This window comes from Pseudomonas sp. M2(2023), assembly GCF_030263955.1.
Taxonomy (GTDB): Bacteria; Pseudomonadota; Gammaproteobacteria; order Pseudomonadales; family Pseudomonadaceae; genus Aquipseudomonas; species Aquipseudomonas asiatica.
In genome coordinates, this window is the sequence record NZ_CP127114.1 from 2700246 (window position 1) to 2718840 (window position 18595).

Annotated in this window: 16 protein-coding genes; 1 reads left to right on the plus strand and 15 read right to left on the minus strand. The window is 63.8% G+C overall.

The genetic code is table 11. From position 1 onward, the window contains the following. Positions 1–40: 40 nt before the first annotated feature. The 13 genes from hbdH to QN085_RS12555 all read right to left on the minus strand — a co-directional run bounded on the left by hbdH (position 41) and on the right by QN085_RS12555 (position 14355). Positions 41–811, minus strand: a complete 771-nt coding sequence (hbdH, locus tag QN085_RS12495) for a 3-hydroxybutyrate dehydrogenase (RefSeq protein WP_023660865.1) — start codon at positions 809–811, stop codon at positions 41–43. Between the two features lie 10 nt (positions 812–821). Further along, positions 822–2213 carry a GntP family permease gene (locus QN085_RS12500; protein WP_023660864.1) on the minus strand — a complete coding sequence of 464 codons (1392 nt, stop codon included), beginning with the start codon at positions 2211–2213 and terminating at the stop codon, positions 822–824. A gap of 269 nt (positions 2214–2482) precedes the next feature. Then, a complete protein-coding gene (locus QN085_RS12505; RefSeq protein ID WP_024087102.1) occupies positions 2483–3865 on the minus strand; it encodes a sigma-54 interaction domain-containing protein in 1383 nt (460 codons plus the stop codon). Positions 3866–4004: 139 nt separating this feature from the next. Next, positions 4005–5021 carry an ABC transporter permease gene (locus tag QN085_RS12510; protein WP_024087103.1) on the minus strand — a complete coding sequence of 339 codons (1017 nt, stop codon included), beginning with the start codon at positions 5019–5021 and terminating at the stop codon, positions 4005–4007. Continuing rightward, a complete protein-coding gene (locus QN085_RS12515; RefSeq protein WP_013972559.1) occupies positions 5021–6079 on the minus strand; it encodes a microcin C ABC transporter permease YejB in 1059 nt (352 codons plus the stop codon). The genes QN085_RS12510 and QN085_RS12515 overlap by 1 nt, the downstream gene beginning before the upstream one ends. Continuing rightward, positions 6076–8004, minus strand: coding sequence for an extracellular solute-binding protein (locus tag QN085_RS12520; RefSeq protein WP_041505978.1), 1929 nt, complete (start codon positions 8002–8004; stop codon positions 6076–6078). Before QN085_RS12520 ends, QN085_RS12515 begins: the two co-directional genes overlap by 4 nt. 11 nt (positions 8005–8015) lie before the next feature. Then, complete coding sequence (locus QN085_RS12525) at positions 8016–8297, minus strand: peptidylprolyl isomerase (protein WP_003258780.1); 282 nt, start codon at positions 8295–8297, stop codon at positions 8016–8018. A gap of 80 nt (positions 8298–8377) precedes the next feature. Further along, complete coding sequence (locus QN085_RS12530) at positions 8378–9433, minus strand: 3-deoxy-7-phosphoheptulonate synthase (protein ID WP_023660862.1); 1056 nt, start codon at positions 9431–9433, stop codon at positions 8378–8380. Positions 9434–9988: 555 nt separating this feature from the next. Beyond that, positions 9989–10540: a YbhB/YbcL family Raf kinase inhibitor-like protein gene (locus QN085_RS12535; protein WP_013972562.1), complete on the minus strand. Its 552-nt coding sequence runs from the start codon at positions 10538–10540 to the stop codon at positions 9989–9991. Positions 10541–10588: 48 nt separating this feature from the next. Beyond that, positions 10589–10897, minus strand: coding sequence for a hypothetical protein (locus QN085_RS12540; RefSeq protein ID WP_023660861.1), 309 nt, complete (start codon positions 10895–10897; stop codon positions 10589–10591). 146 nt (positions 10898–11043) lie between these two features. After that, positions 11044–12009 carry an endonuclease gene (locus tag QN085_RS12545; RefSeq protein ID WP_023660860.1) on the minus strand — a complete coding sequence of 322 codons (966 nt, stop codon included), beginning with the start codon at positions 12007–12009 and terminating at the stop codon, positions 11044–11046. Between the two features lie 199 nt (positions 12010–12208). Beyond that, complete coding sequence (locus tag QN085_RS12550) at positions 12209–13393, minus strand: MFS transporter (RefSeq protein WP_023660858.1); 1185 nt, start codon at positions 13391–13393, stop codon at positions 12209–12211. Positions 13394–13473: 80 nt separating this feature from the next. Continuing rightward, positions 13474–14355, minus strand: a complete 882-nt coding sequence (locus QN085_RS12555; protein ID WP_013972566.1) for a LysR family transcriptional regulator — start codon at positions 14353–14355, stop codon at positions 13474–13476. Between the two features lie 170 nt (positions 14356–14525). On the opposite strand from QN085_RS12555, the gene QN085_RS12560 reads away from it, so the two are divergent. After that, positions 14526–16169, plus strand: a complete 1644-nt coding sequence (locus QN085_RS12560; RefSeq protein ID WP_013972567.1) for an acetolactate synthase large subunit — start codon at positions 14526–14528, stop codon at positions 16167–16169. Between the two features lie 134 nt (positions 16170–16303). On the opposite strand, the gene QN085_RS12565 is transcribed toward QN085_RS12560, so the two are convergent. Further along, complete coding sequence (locus QN085_RS12565) at positions 16304–17626, minus strand: APC family permease (protein WP_013972568.1); 1323 nt, start codon at positions 17624–17626, stop codon at positions 16304–16306. 99 nt (positions 17627–17725) lie between these two features. After that, complete coding sequence (locus QN085_RS12570; protein WP_024087107.1) at positions 17726–18547, minus strand: carbon-nitrogen hydrolase family protein; 822 nt, start codon at positions 18545–18547, stop codon at positions 17726–17728. Positions 18548–18595 lie beyond the last annotated feature (48 nt).

Genomic DNA, 18595 nt, shown 5'->3' on the forward strand with positions numbered 1-18595 from the left:
ATAAACAAATGCAAGACCGCCGCCAGGCCCAGGCCGCCCGTCACTGGGCCAACCAGCCACCATCGACGTTCCAGGCGGCACCGCGAACCTGGCTACCGGCCTCGCTGCACAGGAATAGTACCAGCTCACCCAGGTGCTCGGGGGTGACGAAGGCCAGCGACGGTTGTTTTTCTGCCAGCAGATCGTGCTGCGCTTGCAGCGGATCGCCACCGTTGGCAGCACGATCGTCGATCTGCTTCTGCACCAGCGGGGTCAACACCCAGCCAGGGCAGATGGCATTGCAGGTGACGTTGCTGGTGGCGGTTTCCAGGCCCACCACCTTGGTCAGGCCGACCACGCCGTGCTTGGCCGCCACATAGGCCGCCTTGCCGGTAGAGCCGACCAGGCCGTGCACGGAAGCGATGTTGATGATGCGCCCCCAATTGCGCGTGCGCATGCCGGGCAGGGCCAGTCGCGTAGCGTGGAACACGGCCGACAGGTTGAGGGCGATGATCTTGTCCCAGCTTTCCAGCGGGAACTGTTCCACTGGCGCCACGTGCTGGATACCGGCGTTGTTGACCAGAATGTCGACGTCGCCGAACTCGCGCGCGGCCACGGCGAACAGCGCTTCGATCTGGGCCACGTCCGAGAGGTCGGCCGGGTGATGGACTACCTTCACCCCGTGCCGGGCGATCTCCGCCAGCGCCGGTGCAGGGTCGCCGAAGCCGTTGAGCACGATGTTGGCGCCTGCGCGAGCCAGTACCTGGGCAATGCCCAGGCCGATGCCGCTGGTGGAACCGGTGACGAGTGCGGTCTTGCCTTTGAGGGTCATGCAAAACTCCTTAGACGATGCCGGTGGCGTAGAACGTGGCGATGACCACGAACACCGCCAGGGTCTTGATCAGGGTAATACCGAAAATGTCCTTGTAGGCCTCGCGGTGGGTCAGCCCGGTCACGGCCAGCAGGGTGATGACCGCACCGTTGTGCGGCAGGGTGTCCATGCCACCGCTGGCCATGGCGGCCACGCGGTGCAGTACTTCGAGCGGTATGTTGGCGGCATTGGCGGCGGCGATGAAGGTGTCGCCCATGGCCGCCAGGGCGATGCTCATGCCGCCCGAGGCAGAGCCGGTGATGCCGGCCAGCAAGGTCACGGTAATCGCTTCGTTGACCAGTGGGTTGGGGATGCCGCGCAGGGCGTCGGCCAATACCAGGAAGCCCGGCAGCGAGGCGATCACCGCGCCAAAGCCGTATTCCGAGGCGGTGTTCATGGCCGCCAGCAAGGCGCCGCCCACGGCGCTTTTGGTGCCTTCGGCCAGGCGGGTGCGGATGGCGCCGAAGGCACACACCAGCACCATCAGGATGCCCACCAGCAACGCCGCCTGCACCGCCCAGATGGCAGTGAGCTTGGCCACATCGCTTTGCACCGGTGCGCTCATGCCGGGCAGTTGCAGGCTGTGACTTGGGCCGTACCACTGCGGGATCCAGTGGGTGAACAGCAGGTTCATCACCCCCACCAGCAGCAGCGGTGACAGGGCCAGCCAAGGGTTGGGCAGCGCCAGGTCGGCAGCGGTCTCCGGTTCGTTGCGCAAATCGCTGCCATAGCCTTCACCGGCGCGCTGGGCCTTGTTGCGCTGGCGCTGCAGGTAGGCCATGCCGGCGCAGAACACGAACAATGTGCCGATCAGGCCCAGCCATGGCGCGGCCCAGGCGGTGGTGTTGAAGAAGGTGCTGGGGATGATGTTCTGGATCTGCGGGGTGCCGGGCAGGGCATCCATGGTGAACGAGAACGCGCCCAGGGCGATGGTTGCCGGAATCAGGCGTTTGGGGATATTGCTCTGGCGGAACATCTCGGCGGCGAACGGGTACACCGCGAACACCACCACGAACAGCGAAACGCCGCCGTAGGTGAGCAGCGCGCAGACCAGCACGATCACCAGCATCGCCTGGCGGGTGCCGAGCACGCGGATGGCGGCGGCGACGATCGAGCGCGAGAAACCGGACAGCTCGATCAGCTTGCCGAACACGGCGCCCAGCAGGAACACCGGGAAGTAGAGCTTGATGAAACCGACCATTTTCTCCATGAACACCCCGGTGAATGCGGGGGCCACGGCGGACGGGTCGGTGAGCAGTACCGCACCGAGGGCGGCGATGGGGGCGAAGAGGATTACGCTGTAGCCGCGGTAGGCAGCCAGCATCAGCAGGGCCAGAGCGGCGAGGGCGATGAGCACGGTCATCGGGGTGGGTCTCCTGGGTGAGTCTTGTTTTTATCGGTGAGCAGGAGATAGCGGGAATCGTGCCAGTTTTTAACTCACTGATTTATATAGGTATTTTGTTTTCTTCTGAATTTTTGTCTCTGTCTTGAGATTTTGGGGCCGCTTTGCGGCCCCTCGCGACACAAGGCCGCTCCTACATGTGCACCGCGATCTCCTGCAGGAGCGGCCTTGTGTCGCGATCGAGGGCAAAGCCCTCGCGACAGTCTCGAAATGGAAACAAAAGTCTCCACTCAGAGACCGAGCGCTACCATCTTCTTATACAGCGTTGACCGCCCCAGTCCTAACGCCGACGCAGCTTCCGGCACATTTCCCCCATGTTCGGCCAGTGCCCCAACAATCAGCTCGCGCTCAAATGCCTCACAGGCCTCACGGTAAGTCTGCCGCATAGGTTCACCCGCCACCGGGCTCAACGGCCCCAATGCCGCCCGAAGATCCGCCACCCCCAGCCGCGGCTGATCCGCCAGCAGCGTGGCCCGCTCCAGCACATTGCGCAGCTCGCGAATGTTTCCCGGCCATGCATGCCGCGCCAGTAGCTGCTGCGCTTCGGCCTCCAGCTCATACTGGCTGCCCAGTTCGCCCAGGATGGCCTCGCACAGCGCCGGCAGGTCCTCCAGCCGTTGCCGCAGTGGTGGCACCTCGATCGGCAGCACATTCAGCCGGTAATACAGGTCGGCGCGGAATGCCCCTCGGGCGATGGCGGCCTGCAGGTCGATGGAAGTGGCGGCAATGATGCGCACATCACTGCGCAGCATCTGGTTCGAGCCTACCGGCTCGTATTCCTTTTCCTGCAACACCCGCAGCAGCTTGCTCTGCAGGGCCAGCGGCATGTCGCCGATCTCGTCGAGGAACAGCGTGCCGCCTTCGGCCAGTTGCAGCTTGCCGGTGCGGCCCTTGCGGTCGGCGCCGGTAAAGGCGCCGGGGGCGGTGCCGAAGAATTCGGCTTCCAGCAGTGTTTCGGGGATCGCCGCACTGTTGATGCTGACAAACGCCTTGTGCGCCCGCGCCGACGCCGCATGGATGGCATGGGCCAGCAGTTCCTTGCCGGTGCCGGTTTCGCCCAGCAGCAACACCGGCGAATCACTGCTCGCGCCACGCCGGGCGCGGCGCTTGGCCTCCAGGCTGGCGGCGCTGCTGCCGACGAACTGGGCGAAGCTGTACTTGGCCTGGCGAGCGCGCAACTGCGAGCGGGTCGAGGCCAGTTCCTGCTGCATGCTGGAGTAGCGTTTGAGCAGCGGCGACAGGCTGCGCAATTCATCGAACAGGGCAAAGCCGATGGCACCGATCAGCGCGCCCTGGTCGTCGTGGATGGGCAGGCGCATCACTACCAGCGGCTCGTTAGGGGTATCGAGCATGTCCAGCAGGATTGGCCGGCCATTGTTCACTACTTCGCGCATCAGGCTGCCCGGGATCACCGCCTCGCATGGCTGGCCGATGGCACTGGCGGCGTCGGCCAGGCCAAAGCGCCGGGCGTAGCGCTCGTTCATCCAGACGATGCGCGCCTGGCGGTCGACGATTACCGTGCCCTCGCTGGACTGCTCGATAATCTCGAACAGCGAGCGGATCGCCAGTTGCCGTACCTGGGGGTAGTCCTTGAGGCTGTCGCTGTCGTGCATGGGTAGAAATCCTGAAATCTGTAAAAGCAGGGCCGGCCTCTTCGCGGGTAAACCCGCTCCCACAGGTACCCCACAGCCTCAGGATTTGTGGTGACCCTGTGGGAGCGGGTTTACCCGCGAAGAGGCCAGACCTGAAAACCTATCCCCTGGGGTCGAACGCCTCGCGCAAGGCATCCCCGATAAACACCAGCAGCGACAGAATCACCGCCAGGGCAAAGAATGCGGTAAAGCCCAGCCACGGCGCCTCCAGGTGCTGTTTGCCCTGGGTCACCAGCTCTCCCAGCGAAGCGTTCCCGGCCGGCATGCCGAACCCGAGAAAATCCAGCGCAGTCAGGGTGGTGATCGCCCCGGTCAGCATGAATGGCACATAGGTCAGGGTCGCATTCATGGCATTGGGCAGGATGTGCCGCAGCATTACCTGGCTGTCTGGCAACCCCAACGCTCGGGCGGCCTTGACGTACTCCAGGTTGCGACCGCGCAGGAACTCTGCGCGCACCACGTCGACCAGCGTCAGCCAGGAGAACAGCGCCATGATCCCCAGCAGCCACCAGAAGTCCGGCTCGACGAACCCGCTGAGGATGATCAGCAGGTACAGCACCGGCAACCCCGACCACACCTCAAGCAGGCGCTGGCCGACCAGGTCGACCCAACCACCGTGGTAGCCCTGCAGGGCCCCGGCCGCCACCCCGATCAGCACGCTGACCACGGTCAGGGCGAAGGCGAACAGCAAGGATACCCGCGTGCCATATAGCACCCGGGCCAGCACGTCGCGGCCCTGGTCGTCGGTACCCAGCCAGTTGCTCGCGCTCGGCGGGCTGGGGGTGGGCACCTGCAGGTCGTAGTTGGGGGTATCGGCGCTGAACGGGATGGGGGCGAACAGCATCCAGCCACCTTGCTGCTCGATCAACTGGCGTACATAGGCGCTGCGGTAGTCTGGCTGGAACGGCAGCTGGCCGCCGAACTGCTGCTCGGTGTAACGCTTGAGCGCTGGCACGTACAGGTCGCCCTTGTAGCCCAGCAGCAGCGGTTTGTCGTTGGCCACCAGCTCGGCGCACAGGCTCAGCAGCAAAAGGGCGGTGAACAGCCACAGCGAAACCCAGCCCAGGCGGTTACGGCGAAAGCGTTGCAGGCGGCGACGCGAGATCGGCGAAAGCATCAGTGTGCCCTCGCGTCGAAGTCGATACGCGGGTCGAGCAGGGTGTACGACAGGTCACCGATCAGGCGGATCAGCAGGCCCGCCAGGGTGAAGATGAACAGCGTGCCGAACACCACCGGGTAATCCCGCGATACGGCCGCCTCGTAACTCATGCGGCCCAGGCCATCGAGCGAGAAGATCACCTCGATCAGCAAAGAGCCGGCGAAGAACACCGTGATCAATGCCTGCGGCAACCCGGCTACCACCAGCAGCATGGCATTGCGCAGCACGTGGCCATACAGCACCCGGCGTTCGCTCAGGCCCTTGGCTCGGGCGGTAACCACGTATTGCCGGGAAATCTCGTCGAGGAAGGCGTTCTTGGTCAGCAGCGTCAGGGTGGCGAAGCCGCCGATCACCAGGGCGCCGACCGGCAGCACCAGGTGCCAGAAGTAGTCGGCGACCTTGCCCAGCAGGCTGAGCTCGTCGAAGTTGTCCGAGACCAGGCCGCGCACCGGGAACCAGCTGAGCGAGGTGCCGCCGGCGAACAGCACGATCAGCAACAGGGCGAACAGGAACGAGGGCAGGGCATAGCCGACCACGATCAGTGCACTGCTCCAGGCATCGAAGCGGCTGCCATGGCGCACCGCCTTGCGGATGCCCAGCGGGATCGACACCAGGTAGGTGATCAGCGTGGCCCAGAAGCCCAGCGACAGGGTTACCGGCAACTTGTCGAGGATCAGGTCGGTGACCTTGGCGCCGCGGAAGAAGCTGTTGCCGAAGTCCAGCCGGGCGTACTGGCCCAGCATCAGCCACAGGCGCTCGGGGGCGGACTTGTCGAAGCCGTACTGGCGTTTGATCTCCTCGATCAGTTTCGGGTCCAGGCCACGGGTAGCACGTGACTCGCCGTGCACCACCTCGGCCCGGGCACCGGGAGCGCCACCGCCGATACCTTGCAGGCGTGCCACCGCCTGCTCCACCGGGCCTCCCGGTGCGGCCTGGACGATCAGGAAGTTGACCAACAGGATCGCCAGCAGGGTCGGGACGATCAGCAGCAGACGGCGCAGTATGTAAGTGGTCATGGCGAGGATTTCCGGCGGTCGGCCATTTGCGCGTTGGTCAGCGCGGCAGGGCTGACTTCCCACCAGGTGTCCAGGCCTTCGTCATAGGCAGCCTGGACCTTGGGCAGGCCGAAGCGGTTCCACCAGACAGTGGAGCTGCCCGGTGGGTAGTAGTTGGGGATCCAGTAGTAGTTCCATTGCAGCACCCGGTCCAGGGCATGGGCGTGGTACAGCATGTCGGCCTGGGTGTCGGCGCGCACCAGGCCGTCGATCAGGCGGTCCACGGCAGGGTCCTGCAGCACCATCAGGTTGTTCGACCCAGGGTCGTGGGCCGCCGCCGAACCGAAATAGTTGTACAGCTCGGCGCCAGGCGACAGGGTGACCGGGTAGCCGGTGACGATCATGTCGTAGTCACGTGCCATCAGGCGGTTGACGTACTGGGCCGAATCGACGTTGCGGATGTCCAGGGTCACGCCAATCTGGGCCAGGTTGCGCTTCCACGGCAGCAGCAGGCGCTCCATGCCTGCCTGGCCGTTGAGGAAGGTGAACGCCAGCGGCGTGCCCTGGCTGTTCACCAGGCGGTCGCCTTCGGGGCGCCAGCCGGCTTGTTCGAGCAGCGCCAGTGCCTGCAGCTGCTGCTTGCGGATGATCCCCGAACCATCGGTGACCGGGGCGGTGAACACGGTGCTGAAGACTTCGTCCGGCACCTTGCCGCGCAACGGTTCGAGCAGTTTCAACTCGCCGGCATCCGGCAGTTGGCGGGCGGCCAGCGGGGTATTGGAGAACACGCTCTGCTGGCGGATGTACATGTTGCGCATCATCTGCCGGTTGCTCCACTCGTAGTCCCACAGCATGCCCAGCGCCTGGCGCACGCGACGGTCATTGAACTGCGGCCGGTCGAGGTTGAACACGAAGCCTTGGGCCACCTGCGGTTTGGCCGGGCCCAGGTGGGCGCGCTGCAGGCGGCCGTCGTCCAGTTGCGCGCCGTTGTAGCCCAGGGTGTAGGCGGTGGCGGAGAATTCGCGGTTGTAGTCGTAGCCGCCGCCTTTGAGCACCTGCCGCGCCACTTCGGTATCACCGAAGTACTCGATGCGCAGCTTGTCGAAATTGTAGCGGCCACGGCTGACCGGCAGATCGCGCGCCCACCAGTTGGCGTCGCGCTGGAAGGTGATGCTGCGGCCGTTGTCGATGCGCCCGATACGGTACGGCCCGCTGCCGACCGGCTTGTCGAAGCCGGCGCCGTTGGCAAAATCGCGCTGCTGCCAGTCGTGTTCGGGCAGAACCGGCAGGCTGGCGAGGTCCAGTGGCAGGGTGCGGCCGTGGTCAGGCTTGAAGTCGAAGCGCACGCTGTGTGGGCTTTCCACCACGACGGCGGCAACATCGGCGAACTGGGTGCGATACCTCAGGCTGCCCTTGCTCATCAGCAGCTCGAAGGTAAAGCGTACGTCCTCGGCGCGCACCGGCTTGCCGTCGGCGAAGGTGGCACGCGGGTCGATCTCGAACCGCAGCCAGGCATCCTCCGGGCCGCGCTCCATGCGCCGGGCGATCAGGCCGTAGACGGTGTAGGGTTCATCGAACGAGCGCACGGCCAGTGGCGCGTACAGCAGGCCATCGACCTCGCTGACACCGATGCCTTTGTCGATGTACGGCAGGATATGGTCGAACTGGCCAATCTCGATGGCCGAGCGGCGCAGGATGCCGCCTTTGGGGGCGTCGGGGTTGACGTAGTCGAAATGCTGGAAGCTGGCGCTGTAACGGGGGGCTTCGCCGTAGACGGTGAGGGCGTGGGTGGGTGCAGCCTGGCTATTGAAGGAAAAACAAAGCAGAAAAAGGTAACACAGGGCCTGTGGGAGCGGGTTCACCCGCGAATGCGTCCGTTCACGCAACGTCGTTGCCTGATCTGGCGATTTCGCGGGTGAACCCGCTCCCACAGGGGACATGAGCAGCTACTGGCTACTTAGTCCTGGCGGCTGGTCACTTCCAGCAGGTGGTAGCCGAACTGGGTCTTGACCGGGCCTTGCACGGTATTGACCGGGGCGCTGAACACCACGGTGTCGAACTCCTTGACCATCTGGCCCGGGCCGAACGAGCCCAAGTCACCGCCCTGGCGGCTGGACGGGCAGGTGGAGTTGGCTTTGGCGATTTCAGCGAAGTCGGCGCCTGCTTCGATCTGGGCTTTCAGTTCGTTGCATTTCTCTTCGCTGCTGACCAGGATGTGGCGGGCGGTTGCACGGGCCATGGGTACTGCTCCTTGGGGTAAAAAAGGCAAGCCTAGCGCACTTGTCCAGGGTATGTCTCGCCAGGCTTGCGTCCCGCTACCTAGAGTTTTTGTGCCGCCTCGCGCAACAGGGTTTCGGTCGAGGCCCAACCCAGGCAACCGTCGGTGATCGACACGCCGTATTTCAGCGCGCCCTTGCCCAGCGCCTGGCAGCCGTCGAACAGGTGCCCTTCGATCATCACGCCGACGATCGAGCGGTCGCCGGCCAGGCGCTGCTCCAGCACATCGTTGAAAACGGCCGGCTGACGCGCCGGGTCCTTGCCGCTGTTGGCATGGCTGCAATCGACCATGATCCGCGCCTGCAACCCGGCCTTGGCCAGCGCCTGGCGGGCCATGGCGATGCTGTTGGCGTCGAAGTTCGGGCCCTTGTGGCCGCCGCGCAGCACCAGGTGGGTGTCCGGGTTGCCCAAGGTCTCGATGATGGCCGGGTAGCCCTGCGCATCCATGCCGAAGTGGCGGTGCGAGTGGGCGGCGCTACGCATGGCGTCGCTGGCGATGGCGATGCCGCCGTCGGTGCCGTTCTTGAAGCCGACCGGCAGCTCCAGGCCACTGACCATTTCGCGGTGGATCTGCGACTCGGTGGTGCGCGCGCCAATCGCGGCCCAGGCCAGAAGGTCATCGAAGTAGCCGGCGACCATTGGCTGCAGCAGTTCGGTGGCAACCGGCAGGCCGCGTTCGATCATGTTCAGCATCAGCCCGCGGGACAGGGCGATGCCGGCGTGCATGTCGTCGCTGCCATCGAGGTGCGGGTCGTAGGCCAGGCCCTTCCAGCCGACCGTGGTGCGGGGTTTTTCGACGTAGGCGCGCATCACCAGCAGCAGCTTGTCGTCGACTTCGCGGCTGAGGGCGGCCAGGCGGTCGGCGTATTCCAGGGCCGAGCGCGGGTCGTGGATCGAGCACGGGCCAACGATCACCAGCAGGCGCTGGTCGCGGCCTTCGAGGATGTCGCGGATGGCCTGGCGGTGGGCATGGACTTGCTGGGTAAGTTCACTGGACAGCGGCATTTGCTGCTTGAGCAGGTGCGGGCTGGGCAGGCGCTGGCTGACGGTGGTGTTGGCTGCTTGCGGCTGGGTCAGGGCGAGGCTGGAAGCGTGCATGGCATTTTTTCCCTGGGCGGACGGCGGGTTCTGGCCCGCGTCGTCGGCCCTATCGAGGTGTTCGACAAATCGTTGAATTCGTATTGGCTGCTGCATTGCCACCTGTGGAAGACCGAACGGAGGCGGCAGGCTGGCCCGAACGGGATTGGCTAAATCGCCAGGCGTAGGTGTTTGCGTAGTAATAAGTGGCGTAGTTCATGAATCTGTCCTCAATGTGAATCGGTGTTGTTCAAAGGCCTGAAAAGCAAAACCCCCGGTCGGGGAGCCGACCGGGGGTTTGAGTATTCTCATGTTCGGCGGCCCCTCGAAGGTGGGCGCCGTGTGGGTATCGGCGCCTAGTGGCTAAACCAATACCCAAAGTAATAGCTGGCAGGTGCCACGCAGCCGGCAACGGCCAGCACAGGGCGCAGGGTGCGACCGGTGTGGTTGGCGTGGTTGCGGGTGTGTTTCGGCATGTTGCTCTCCAGTGAATGAGCCCGAGCTTACTTCAGTTCGACTGGGCCATTCAATGGATAAATGCTATGGGGGTGTTTAATTGTTCCGGTACGGCCAGGCTCAGTGGCCATAGCGCCCGACCAGGCTCTGCGCCCCCAGCGCGTGGCCTTGCAGCAGTTGCAGCAAGCCGCTGCGATCCAGGCCTTCGGGCAGGGTACCCAATGGCAGGTCGGTGGCGATCAGCGTCAGCGCGTAGTGGTGCGGGTTGTCGCCGGCGGGTGGACAGGGGCCGCGGTAGCTGAGCGTGCCCCGCGAGTTGCGCCCCACGGTCACGCCTTGCCCGGTCAGCCCGGCGACGCCTTCCTTCAGCCCATCCTGGGCCGGGTCGATGTTGTAGGCGATCCAGTGGACCACGCCAATACCCTTGCCGCCGTCCGGATCGAACATGATCAGTGCCAGCGACTGAGTGCCTGCGGGGAGGTTGTCCCAGCTCAGTTGCGGGGTGCGCTCTTCGCCAGCACCACAGGCCGGGTCCGGGCCAACCTGCTGCAAGGCGATCACGCCGCCATCGGTGAACGACGATGAGCTGATCGACAGCGCGCCCTGGCTGCCAGCGACGGCCAAGGCGCTGCAAGGCAGCAGGGCGGCGAGCAGCCAGGGTTTGAGGTTCATGGTGAATCCTTGGCAGGGCGTTCCGGCGCAGTGTAGCCCAGGCCGGCCTCAATGGCTGTTCTGGTCCTCGGCGGTGCCACCGGTGTGCCCGGCGCCGGAGCCGGTTGCTTCGCCGGTGCTGTTCGAGCCACCAGCGGCGCCGTCGGCGGCATCGCTGTTGCTGCCGGTGTCGCTGCTGTCATTGGTTTTGCTGCTGCCTGGGCTGTTTACGCTGCTGTCTTCACCGGCGGTCTTGCCACCGTGCTGGTCGGTTTGCGGGCGGCTGTCGGTGGCTGTGTCGGTGGCGGCGAAGCTGGTGCCAGTGACGCTGGCCAGGGCAAGGGCAAGGCACAGTGAGAGTGGGCGAATGCGGATCATGGAACGTCTCCTTTGCGGATGATCTGTCATTCGTTGGGCTGGGGGCGGGGAGTGGGGTGCCGTCTGGGCGACGGATGGTCATTGTTGCGGGCTGCTGTGCAGCCCGCTCGATTGCAAGGGGGCCGCGCAGGCCCCGAGGAAGGCGATCAGCGGCAGTTGCCCGCCTTGCGATAACCCGCTGCCTGCGCCTCACCCTCTGTGGCGAAGGTGACCTGGTTCTTCGCGGTAACCTGGGTATAGCCCGGGCAACCAACGGAAAGGTGATAGACATGGCTGTTGCGGTTGCCAAGCACCGCGCCCACCGACCCGGCACTGGCCAGGCTCGGCTTGGATTCGGGCTTGGCGGCCTTTTCTGGCACCGCCTGCACCACGCCACTGCCGACCGGCTTGTAGTTGGCGGTCCATTTGCGTTCCCCGGTCACGAAGGGGTTGGCATGCCCCATGATCGCGGCAATGCGCCGGTCACGCTCTTTCTCCCAGGCCGACACCGGGTGCTGTTTGTCCCAGGCCATCAGCAACTGCTGCTGTTGGCGCGACATGCTCAGCTTGTAACGGTCGTACATGTAGAAGGTGGTGCGGGCGACCAGGCCTTTCACTTCGTCGCGTGGTTCGGCAGCACGCTGCACGAAGTCCACCTTGGTGGTGCACTGCCCGTATTGCCCTGCATTGCCAGCAACCATGCCGTAGTTGAAATTGCTGCGATCACCGTTTACCTCGCCCACTGCCGGGTACAGGTTGAACAGGTCGGCCTCCATGGCGCGGAACACCGGGTCGTCATCCACGCAATGCTCGCGGCCGCCATTCTTCCAGCACTGGCGCTGGTTGCCGAAGGTGTAGGCCGGCACGATGTGTTCCCATTCGGTGCGTTCGGCGCGGTTCTGCTGCTTGCGGGTCTGGTAGCCGCACGAGGCGGCATCGATACGCCCGCCAGACTTGCCCACCCAGGCCCATTTGCAACCGCAGTACAGGTCGCCCATGGCACTGCTGGCCTGGTCCATGTACACCTTCTGCTTGGCCACCACCTTGGCCTCGGTGAAGGTTGCCGGCGGGCTGGCCAGGGCAGGGAGGGTGAAGGAAAACAGTAAGGATACGGCGTAAAGCAGTGATTTCATGGGAAAAACATATTTCAGGTTGGGGCATGCATTGTAATCATTTCCTTGGGGCTGGCCAGCTCACTGATCCACACTAGTGGGCGGCGCGGGTCGTCGCTGCCCATGAAAATTTCAGGCATTGTGCGGTCTCTGTGGGAGCTGGCTTGCCGGCGATGGGCTGCATGGCAGCCCCCTTCACGCTATCTGTCAGGCCTCAACCTTAGTGCCCACCCTTCATCCGCCGTGCCACCAGGTAGATCCCCAGCCCGACCAGCGCCGTAGCCGCGCCGATGTACCCGGTGCTGGTCCAGCCCATACCCGCGGTAATCGCCATGCCACCCAGCCACGGCCCCAGCGCATTGGCCAGGTTGAACGCCGCATGGTTGGACGCCGCCGCCAGGCTTGGCGCTTCATGGGCAATGTCCATCAGGCGGATCTGCAACGGCGCCGCCAGGGCAATCATGGTGCCGACCAGGCCAATGCCCAGCAGCAGGCTCCACAGCGCCTGGGCGGCAAAGCTGAAGAACAGCAGCACGGCAATCGACCACACCAGCACCAGCCCGACGGCGCGGAACTGCAGGCGGTCGAACAGCTTGCCACCGGCGATGTTGCCGACGATGCCGCCGACGCCGAATGCCGCCAGGCCGAATGGAATCCACTGCGGCGACACCTGGGTCACCTGCAACATGGTCGGCGCCAGGTAGCTGAACACACAGAACATGCCGGCAAAGCCGATCGAGGCGATGCCCAGCGCCATCCAGACTTGCGGCAGGGTGAAGGCTTGCAGTTCCTTGCGCGGGTCGCTGCGCACTTCATCGTGGCGCTGGGGCACGAAGCGCCAGACCAGGGCGATGGTGCACAGGGCGATCGCGCCGACCAGCACGAACGCCGAGCGCCAGCCGAAGTACTGGCCCAGCAAGGTGGCAACCGGGTTGCCGAGCAACATGGCCACGGTCAGCCCCATCATCACCCGGGCCACGGCCCCCGCCCGCTGGTCCTTGGCCACCATGCTCGACGCCACTACCGCCGCGATGCCGAAGTAGGCGCCATGGGGCAGGCCGCTGATGAAGCGGAAGGCGACCAGGCCTCCGAACGAGGGGGCAAAGGCGGTAGCCAGGTTGCCTATGGCATACAGCGCCATCAACAGCAGCAGCATGTGCTTGCGCAACAGCCTGGCACCGATGATCGCCAGTGTCGGGGCGCCAACCATCACCCCCAGCGCATAGGCGCTGATGGCATGGCCCACCTGGGGCTCGCTCAATTGCAGATTGCTGGCGATATCGGGCATCAGGCCCATGATGGCGAACTCGCCGGTGCCAATGGCAAAGCTGCCCAGTGCCATGGCGGCTTCCATCTTCGCGACGGTACTTTTGCTAGGGAGAGGGGGTAATTCCTGAACTGACATCTGGATCCTTGTGAAACATGCTGAAACGTTCAAGGCGGGATCATAGTCAACTCGCGATAGTGACGTCGAGCAGGGTGGAGTCAGCGCTCCAGGTAATGAGTCTGCGCGGCAAAATCGATGAAGCGCTTGCTGGCCAGCGACAGATATTCCCCCGAGCGCCAGCACAAGCGGAAGCTCATCTGCTGCGCTGGCTGGAACGGTACGCCGACGATGCCCGGTGTGCGCTGTTGCACCGAGCGCAGCAGGGTCGCCACGCCCATGTTGTCCAGCGCGGCCTGTACCACCAGCGATACGAAGTTGCTTTGCAGCGCTACCCGGTAGGTGATGCCATGTTCGGCAAAGAACGCATCCAGCAGGTGGCGCTGGACGAAGGTGCGATCGAATACCACCATGTCGGTATTGCGCAGGTCCTCGGCCGTGAGGAAGGCCTTGCCGGCATAGGGATGGTCAGGGTGCATACACGCCAGCATCTCGTCGCTGCCCAGCAGGATCGATTCTTTGTCGGGTGGCACGCGCCGGGACTCGAGCAACGCCAGGTCGATTTCCCGTTGTTCCAGGCGATGGCCGATGTCCTCGGCACTGCCTTCGAACACGGTCATGCCAATACCCGGGTACAGCTGGCGGAAGGCGTTCATCAGGCCGGGCACATAGTGCAGGCCGAACATCGGCGGGATACCCAGGCGCACTTCGCCGCGCTTCAGGTCGGCCATGTCGCGCAGTTCTTGCCGGGCCACATCCATTTCGCGCAGGGCCGAAGCGATACGTGGCAGGAAGCGTTCGCCCTCGGCCGTCAGTATCACTTTGCGCGTGGTGCGGTTGAACAGGGTGACGCCCAGTTCTTCTTCCAGGCGGGTAACGGCCATGCTAAGTGCCGGCTGGGCGATATGCAGGTGCTGCGCGGCTTTGGTGAAGCTGCCTTGGCGCACGATCTCGACGCAGCAGCGCAATGCCTTGAGGTTCATTGAGGGGGGTTACCGTTCATAACAAACTGTGATGCCAAGCATCATAACAATATATTTATTATTATTAACCAGAGGGCCTACGATGCGCGCCACTGAGACATCCTGCAACATCTCAGTCACGCAGCTTAATAAATCTGCAATCCCACAAAGATTTTGAGGTAGTACCCCAAATGGCCAAGGCCGCCGATGTCGTTGTGCAATGCCTGGAAAACGAAGGTGTCGAGTATGTGTTCGGCATTCCTGGTGAGGAAAACCTCGACCTGCTCGAATCGCTGCGCAAGTCGAAGATCAAGCTGGTACTTACCCGTCACGAGCAGTCCGCAGGTTTCATGGCTGCCACCTATGGTCGCCTGACCGGCAAGACCGGCGTCAGCCTGTCGACCCTCGGCCCTGGCGCCACCAACCTGGTCACCGCCAGCGCCTACGCCTACCTGGGCGGCATGCCGATGATGATGATCACCGGCCAGAAGCCGATCAAGAAGTCCAAGCAGGGCCGTTTCCAGATCATCGACGTGTGCGGCATGATGGACCCCATCACCAAGTACACCCACCAGTTCGCCTCCGCTGACAACATCCCTTCGCGCATGCGCGAAGCCTTCCGCCTGGCTGAAGAAGAAAAGCCGGGTGCCGTGCACCTGGAGCTGCCGGAAGACATCGCCGCCGAGCAGACCGACGCACTGCCGATCCCGCCAAGCCTGCACCGCCGTCCGCTGGCCGAGCACGTGGCGATCGACGCAGCCGTACAAAAGCTGCTGAACGCCCGCAACCCGATCCTGGTGATCGGCGCCGGCGCCAACCGCAAGATGACCGCGAAGGTCCTCAAGCAGCTGATCGACAAGACCGGTATCCCGTTCATCACCACCCAGATGGGCAAAGGTGTGGTCGACGAGCGTCACCCGCGCTTCCTGGGCAACGCCGCACTGTCGTCGGGTGACTTCGTGCACCGCGCCGTCGAAGCCGCCGACCTGATCGTCAACATCGGCCACGACGTGATCGAGAAGCCGCCGTTCTTCATGGTCCGTGGCGGCACCGAGGTCATCCACATCAACTTCCGCTCCGCCGAAGTCGATGCCGTGTACTTCCCGCAGGTTGAAGTGATCGGCGACATCGCCAACGCCGTATGGCAGATCAGCGAAGCGCTGAACGACACTTCGCACTGGGACTTCACCCGCCTGATGGCGATCCGTGAAGCCAACGAAGCACAGATCGCCGAAGGTGCTGACGACAACCGCTTCCCGGTCTACCCGCAGCGCATGGTCGCCGACATCCGTCGCGTGCTGCCGTCCGAAGGTATCGTTGCCCTGGACAACGGCATCTACAAGATCTGGTTCGCTCGTAACTACAAGGCGCACAAGCCGAACACCGTGCTGTTGGACAACGCCCTGGCAACCATGGGCGCCGGCCTGCCATCGGCCATGGCCGCGCACCTGGTGCACCCGGACCGCCCGGTGATCTCGGTTTGCGGCGACGGCGGCTTCATGATGAACAGCCAGGAGCTGGAAACTGCGGTACGCCTGGGCATGCACATCACCGTGGTGATCCTGCGTGACGATGGCTACGGCATGATCCGCTGGAAGCAGGCGAACATGGGCTTCACCGATTTCGGCCTGGACTACGGCAACCCGGACTTCGTCAAGTACGCCGAAGCCTACGGTGCCAACGGCCACCGCGTGGAAAGCGCCGAAGGCCTGCTGCCGCTGCTGGAGCACTGCATCAAGACCCCGGGCGTGCACGTGATCGACTGCCCGGTCGATTACAGCGAGAACGACCGCATCCTCAATAGCGAGCTGCGTGAGCGCGCGCTGGCGGTGTAAGGCCTGACAGGATCGGCGCCACCTCAAGGCTGGCGCCGATCCGACCTGCCTCAGAATCCGCAACCGCAAACACCGGCGCCGCCGGTGCCATCCAGAGCATCGCTCAAAGCGCCGTATCGACCTGAGTGGACAGCTCAGGCTTCCTCGAAGTGCATCTCCGGGGGCTTGCGCTTGAAACCACGGGTAATCACCGTCAGGTAGAGCACGCCGAGGCAGAGCCAGCCTGCCCCCAGGTAGATCGCCAGGTGATCAAGACTTGCCATCAGCCACAACGTGGATGCAAAGCCCACCAAGGGGAACGCGAGATACATCAGTAGCGCGTTCGCACCACGCTGCTGCATGGCGACCCAGTAGTGGAAGATTACCGCCAGGTTGACCAGGCTGAACGCGAGAAATGCACCGAAGTTGATGAACGAGGTGGAGGTCGTCACGTCCATGCGCAAGGCAAGCAGGGCGACCACCCCGCACAGGATGATGCTGGGCACCGGCGTGCTGAAGCGTTCGCTCAACCTTCCGAAGAATGACCTGGGCAGCACTCCGTCACGCCCCATCGCATACAGCAGCCGGGAGGCGCTGGCTTGCGCCGACAGGCCAGAAGTGAACTGGCCGACGATCAGCCCCAGCAGGAAGATGCTGACGAAGATGTCGCCACCGATGTTCTGGGCGATTTCATAAGCCGCCGCGTCGGCGTTGGCAAAGTCGGTGGACGGGTGAGCGAGCTGAACGAAGTAGCTGCAGGCGATGAACAGCCCGCCACCGATCAGGGTGATCAGCAGGATGGCTTTCGGGATGTTCTTGCGTGGTTCCTTGGTTTCTTCGGTCAGGGTACTGACCGCGTCGAAGCCCAGGAATGAATAGCAGGCAATCGCCGCACCGCTCATGATCAGCGGCAACTGGGTGCCTTCCTTGTAGAACGGCTCGAGTGTCCACAGTGGTACCGTGGGGTCGCCCCAGACATAGTGCACCGCCAGTGCAACGAACGCCGCCAGCACCAGCAGCTGAATGAACATCAACAGGCCATTGACGGTCTTGGCCAGCCGCAGGCCGATTACATTGATCGTTGTTGTGATGCCGATGAATGCCAACACCCAAATGGCTTGTGGCACGCCCGGGAACGCCGAGTGCAGATAGGCCGCGCCAATGAGCCAGATCGCCATGGGCAGGAACAGGTAGTCGAGCAACACCGCCCAACCGGTGATGAAGCCCAGCTGTGGGCTGATCGATTTGCGCACGTAGGTATAGGCGGACCCGGCGACCGGGAAGGCGCGCGCCATGTGGCCGTAGCTCAAGGCTGTAAAGAGCATGGCGATGGCTGCAGCGAGGTAGGCTGCAGGTACCCTCCCTCCCGTGGTCTCGGCCAGGATACCGAATGTGCCCAGGACGATGATGGGGGTCATGTAGGCGATGCCGAAAAGCACCACCGAGCCCAGCGAAAGCGTTCGCTTGAGTGTGGCCATTACTGCTTGCTCCAGCTTGTGATTGTTATTCAGAGTCGAACACGCTGCCGTCCCTGGCGGCCTTGCATTCCAGTAATAGAGCCTGGAAGGGTGGAATTTTCAGGAGGGGATGATCAGTTCGCGAAGACCGTTGGCGTGCTCGACCTGTTCACCCGGCAGCTGGATGCGGCGCTGGGCGATGTAGGTGTAATCGCGCCGTGACTGCTGCAGTTGGTCCATGGCCAGCTCGACGGTTATCCGGCACTCGCCACGGCCGGCTTCGCACAGCAACTGGCCGTACGGGTCGACGACGGCACTGCCGCCGGCGAAGACCAGGCCGCCATCACCATCACCCACGCGGTTGACCATGACCGCAAAGGCCTGGTTTTCCATGGCGCGTGCGGTGATGGCGGTTCTGTGGGTGGGCCCGTACGGGTCCATGTTGCCGTTGGTGATGATGATCAGTTCTGCGCCCAGCTGCCCCAGGGCACGGGCGGTTTCCGGGAATTCGATGTCAAAGCAGATCAGCAGGCCGACACGGATGCCTTTGAACAGGGCTGTCGCAAAACGGTCGCCTGGGGTGAAAACCCCGCAGTCCGATGCCCAAAGGTGGGTTTTGCGATAGGTGAGCGCTACGCCTTCAGGCGTGACCAGCACGGTGGTGTTGTAGAAACGGCCGTCGTCTGCGGCTTCGGCCATCCCGACGACTACGGCAACATTCTGCGCTTGTGCGGCCTGTTGGACTGCCGTGATGCTCGGGCCATCCAGTGGCTCGGCGATGCGGCCGATGTTTTCTTCGGTTGGGAAGCCCATCAGCTGGGTTTCCGGGAAGACCAGCAGATCGGTATCGGCGCCGCAGTTGCCGATCGCTTCGATGGTGCGCTGCAGGTTGTACGCGGTATCGCCATCGCGACCGGCCAGTTGGACAAGCTCTACCTTCATTTCCAATCCTCGACTAACAGCTTCGACCGCCATGCCCTGGCGGCATGG

What these genes read in the sequence shown, in the direction of transcription:
- hbdH (WP_023660865.1), bottom strand. Translation starts at nt 811, where the DNA reads ATGACCCTCAAAGGCAAGACCGCACTCGTCACCGGTTCCACCAGCGGC.
- QN085_RS12500 (WP_023660864.1), bottom strand. Translation starts at nt 2,213, where the DNA reads ATGACCGTGCTCATCGCCCTCGCCGCTCTGGCCCTGCTGATGCTGGCT.
- QN085_RS12505 (WP_024087102.1), bottom strand. Translation starts at nt 3,865, where the DNA reads ATGCACGACAGCGACAGCCTCAAGGACTACCCCCAGGTACGGCAACTG.
- QN085_RS12510 (WP_024087103.1), bottom strand. Translation starts at nt 5,021, where the DNA reads ATGCTTTCGCCGATCTCGCGTCGCCGCCTGCAACGCTTTCGCCGTAAC.
- QN085_RS12515 (WP_013972559.1), bottom strand. Translation starts at nt 6,079, where the DNA reads ATGACCACTTACATACTGCGCCGTCTGCTGCTGATCGTCCCGACCCTG.
- QN085_RS12525 (WP_003258780.1), bottom strand. Translation starts at nt 8,297, where the DNA reads ATGGCCCGTGCAACCGCCCGCCACATCCTGGTCAGCAGCGAAGAGAAA.
- QN085_RS12530 (WP_023660862.1), bottom strand. Translation starts at nt 9,433, where the DNA reads ATGCACGCTTCCAGCCTCGCCCTGACCCAGCCGCAAGCAGCCAACACC.
- QN085_RS12535 (WP_013972562.1), bottom strand. Translation starts at nt 10,540, where the DNA reads ATGAACCTCAAACCCTGGCTGCTCGCCGCCCTGCTGCCTTGCAGCGCC.
- QN085_RS12540 (WP_023660861.1), bottom strand. Translation starts at nt 10,897, where the DNA reads ATGATCCGCATTCGCCCACTCTCACTGTGCCTTGCCCTTGCCCTGGCC.
- QN085_RS12545 (WP_023660860.1), bottom strand. Translation starts at nt 12,009, where the DNA reads ATGAAATCACTGCTTTACGCCGTATCCTTACTGTTTTCCTTCACCCTC.
- QN085_RS12550 (WP_023660858.1), bottom strand. Translation starts at nt 13,393, where the DNA reads ATGTCAGTTCAGGAATTACCCCCTCTCCCTAGCAAAAGTACCGTCGCG.
- QN085_RS12555 (WP_013972566.1), bottom strand. Translation starts at nt 14,355, where the DNA reads ATGAACCTCAAGGCATTGCGCTGCTGCGTCGAGATCGTGCGCCAAGGC.
- QN085_RS12560 (WP_013972567.1), top strand. Translation starts at nt 14,526, where the DNA reads ATGGCCAAGGCCGCCGATGTCGTTGTGCAATGCCTGGAAAACGAAGGT.
- QN085_RS12565 (WP_013972568.1), bottom strand. Translation starts at nt 17,626, where the DNA reads ATGGCCACACTCAAGCGAACGCTTTCGCTGGGCTCGGTGGTGCTTTTC.
- QN085_RS12570 (WP_024087107.1), bottom strand. Translation starts at nt 18,547, where the DNA reads ATGAAGGTAGAGCTTGTCCAACTGGCCGGTCGCGATGGCGATACCGCG.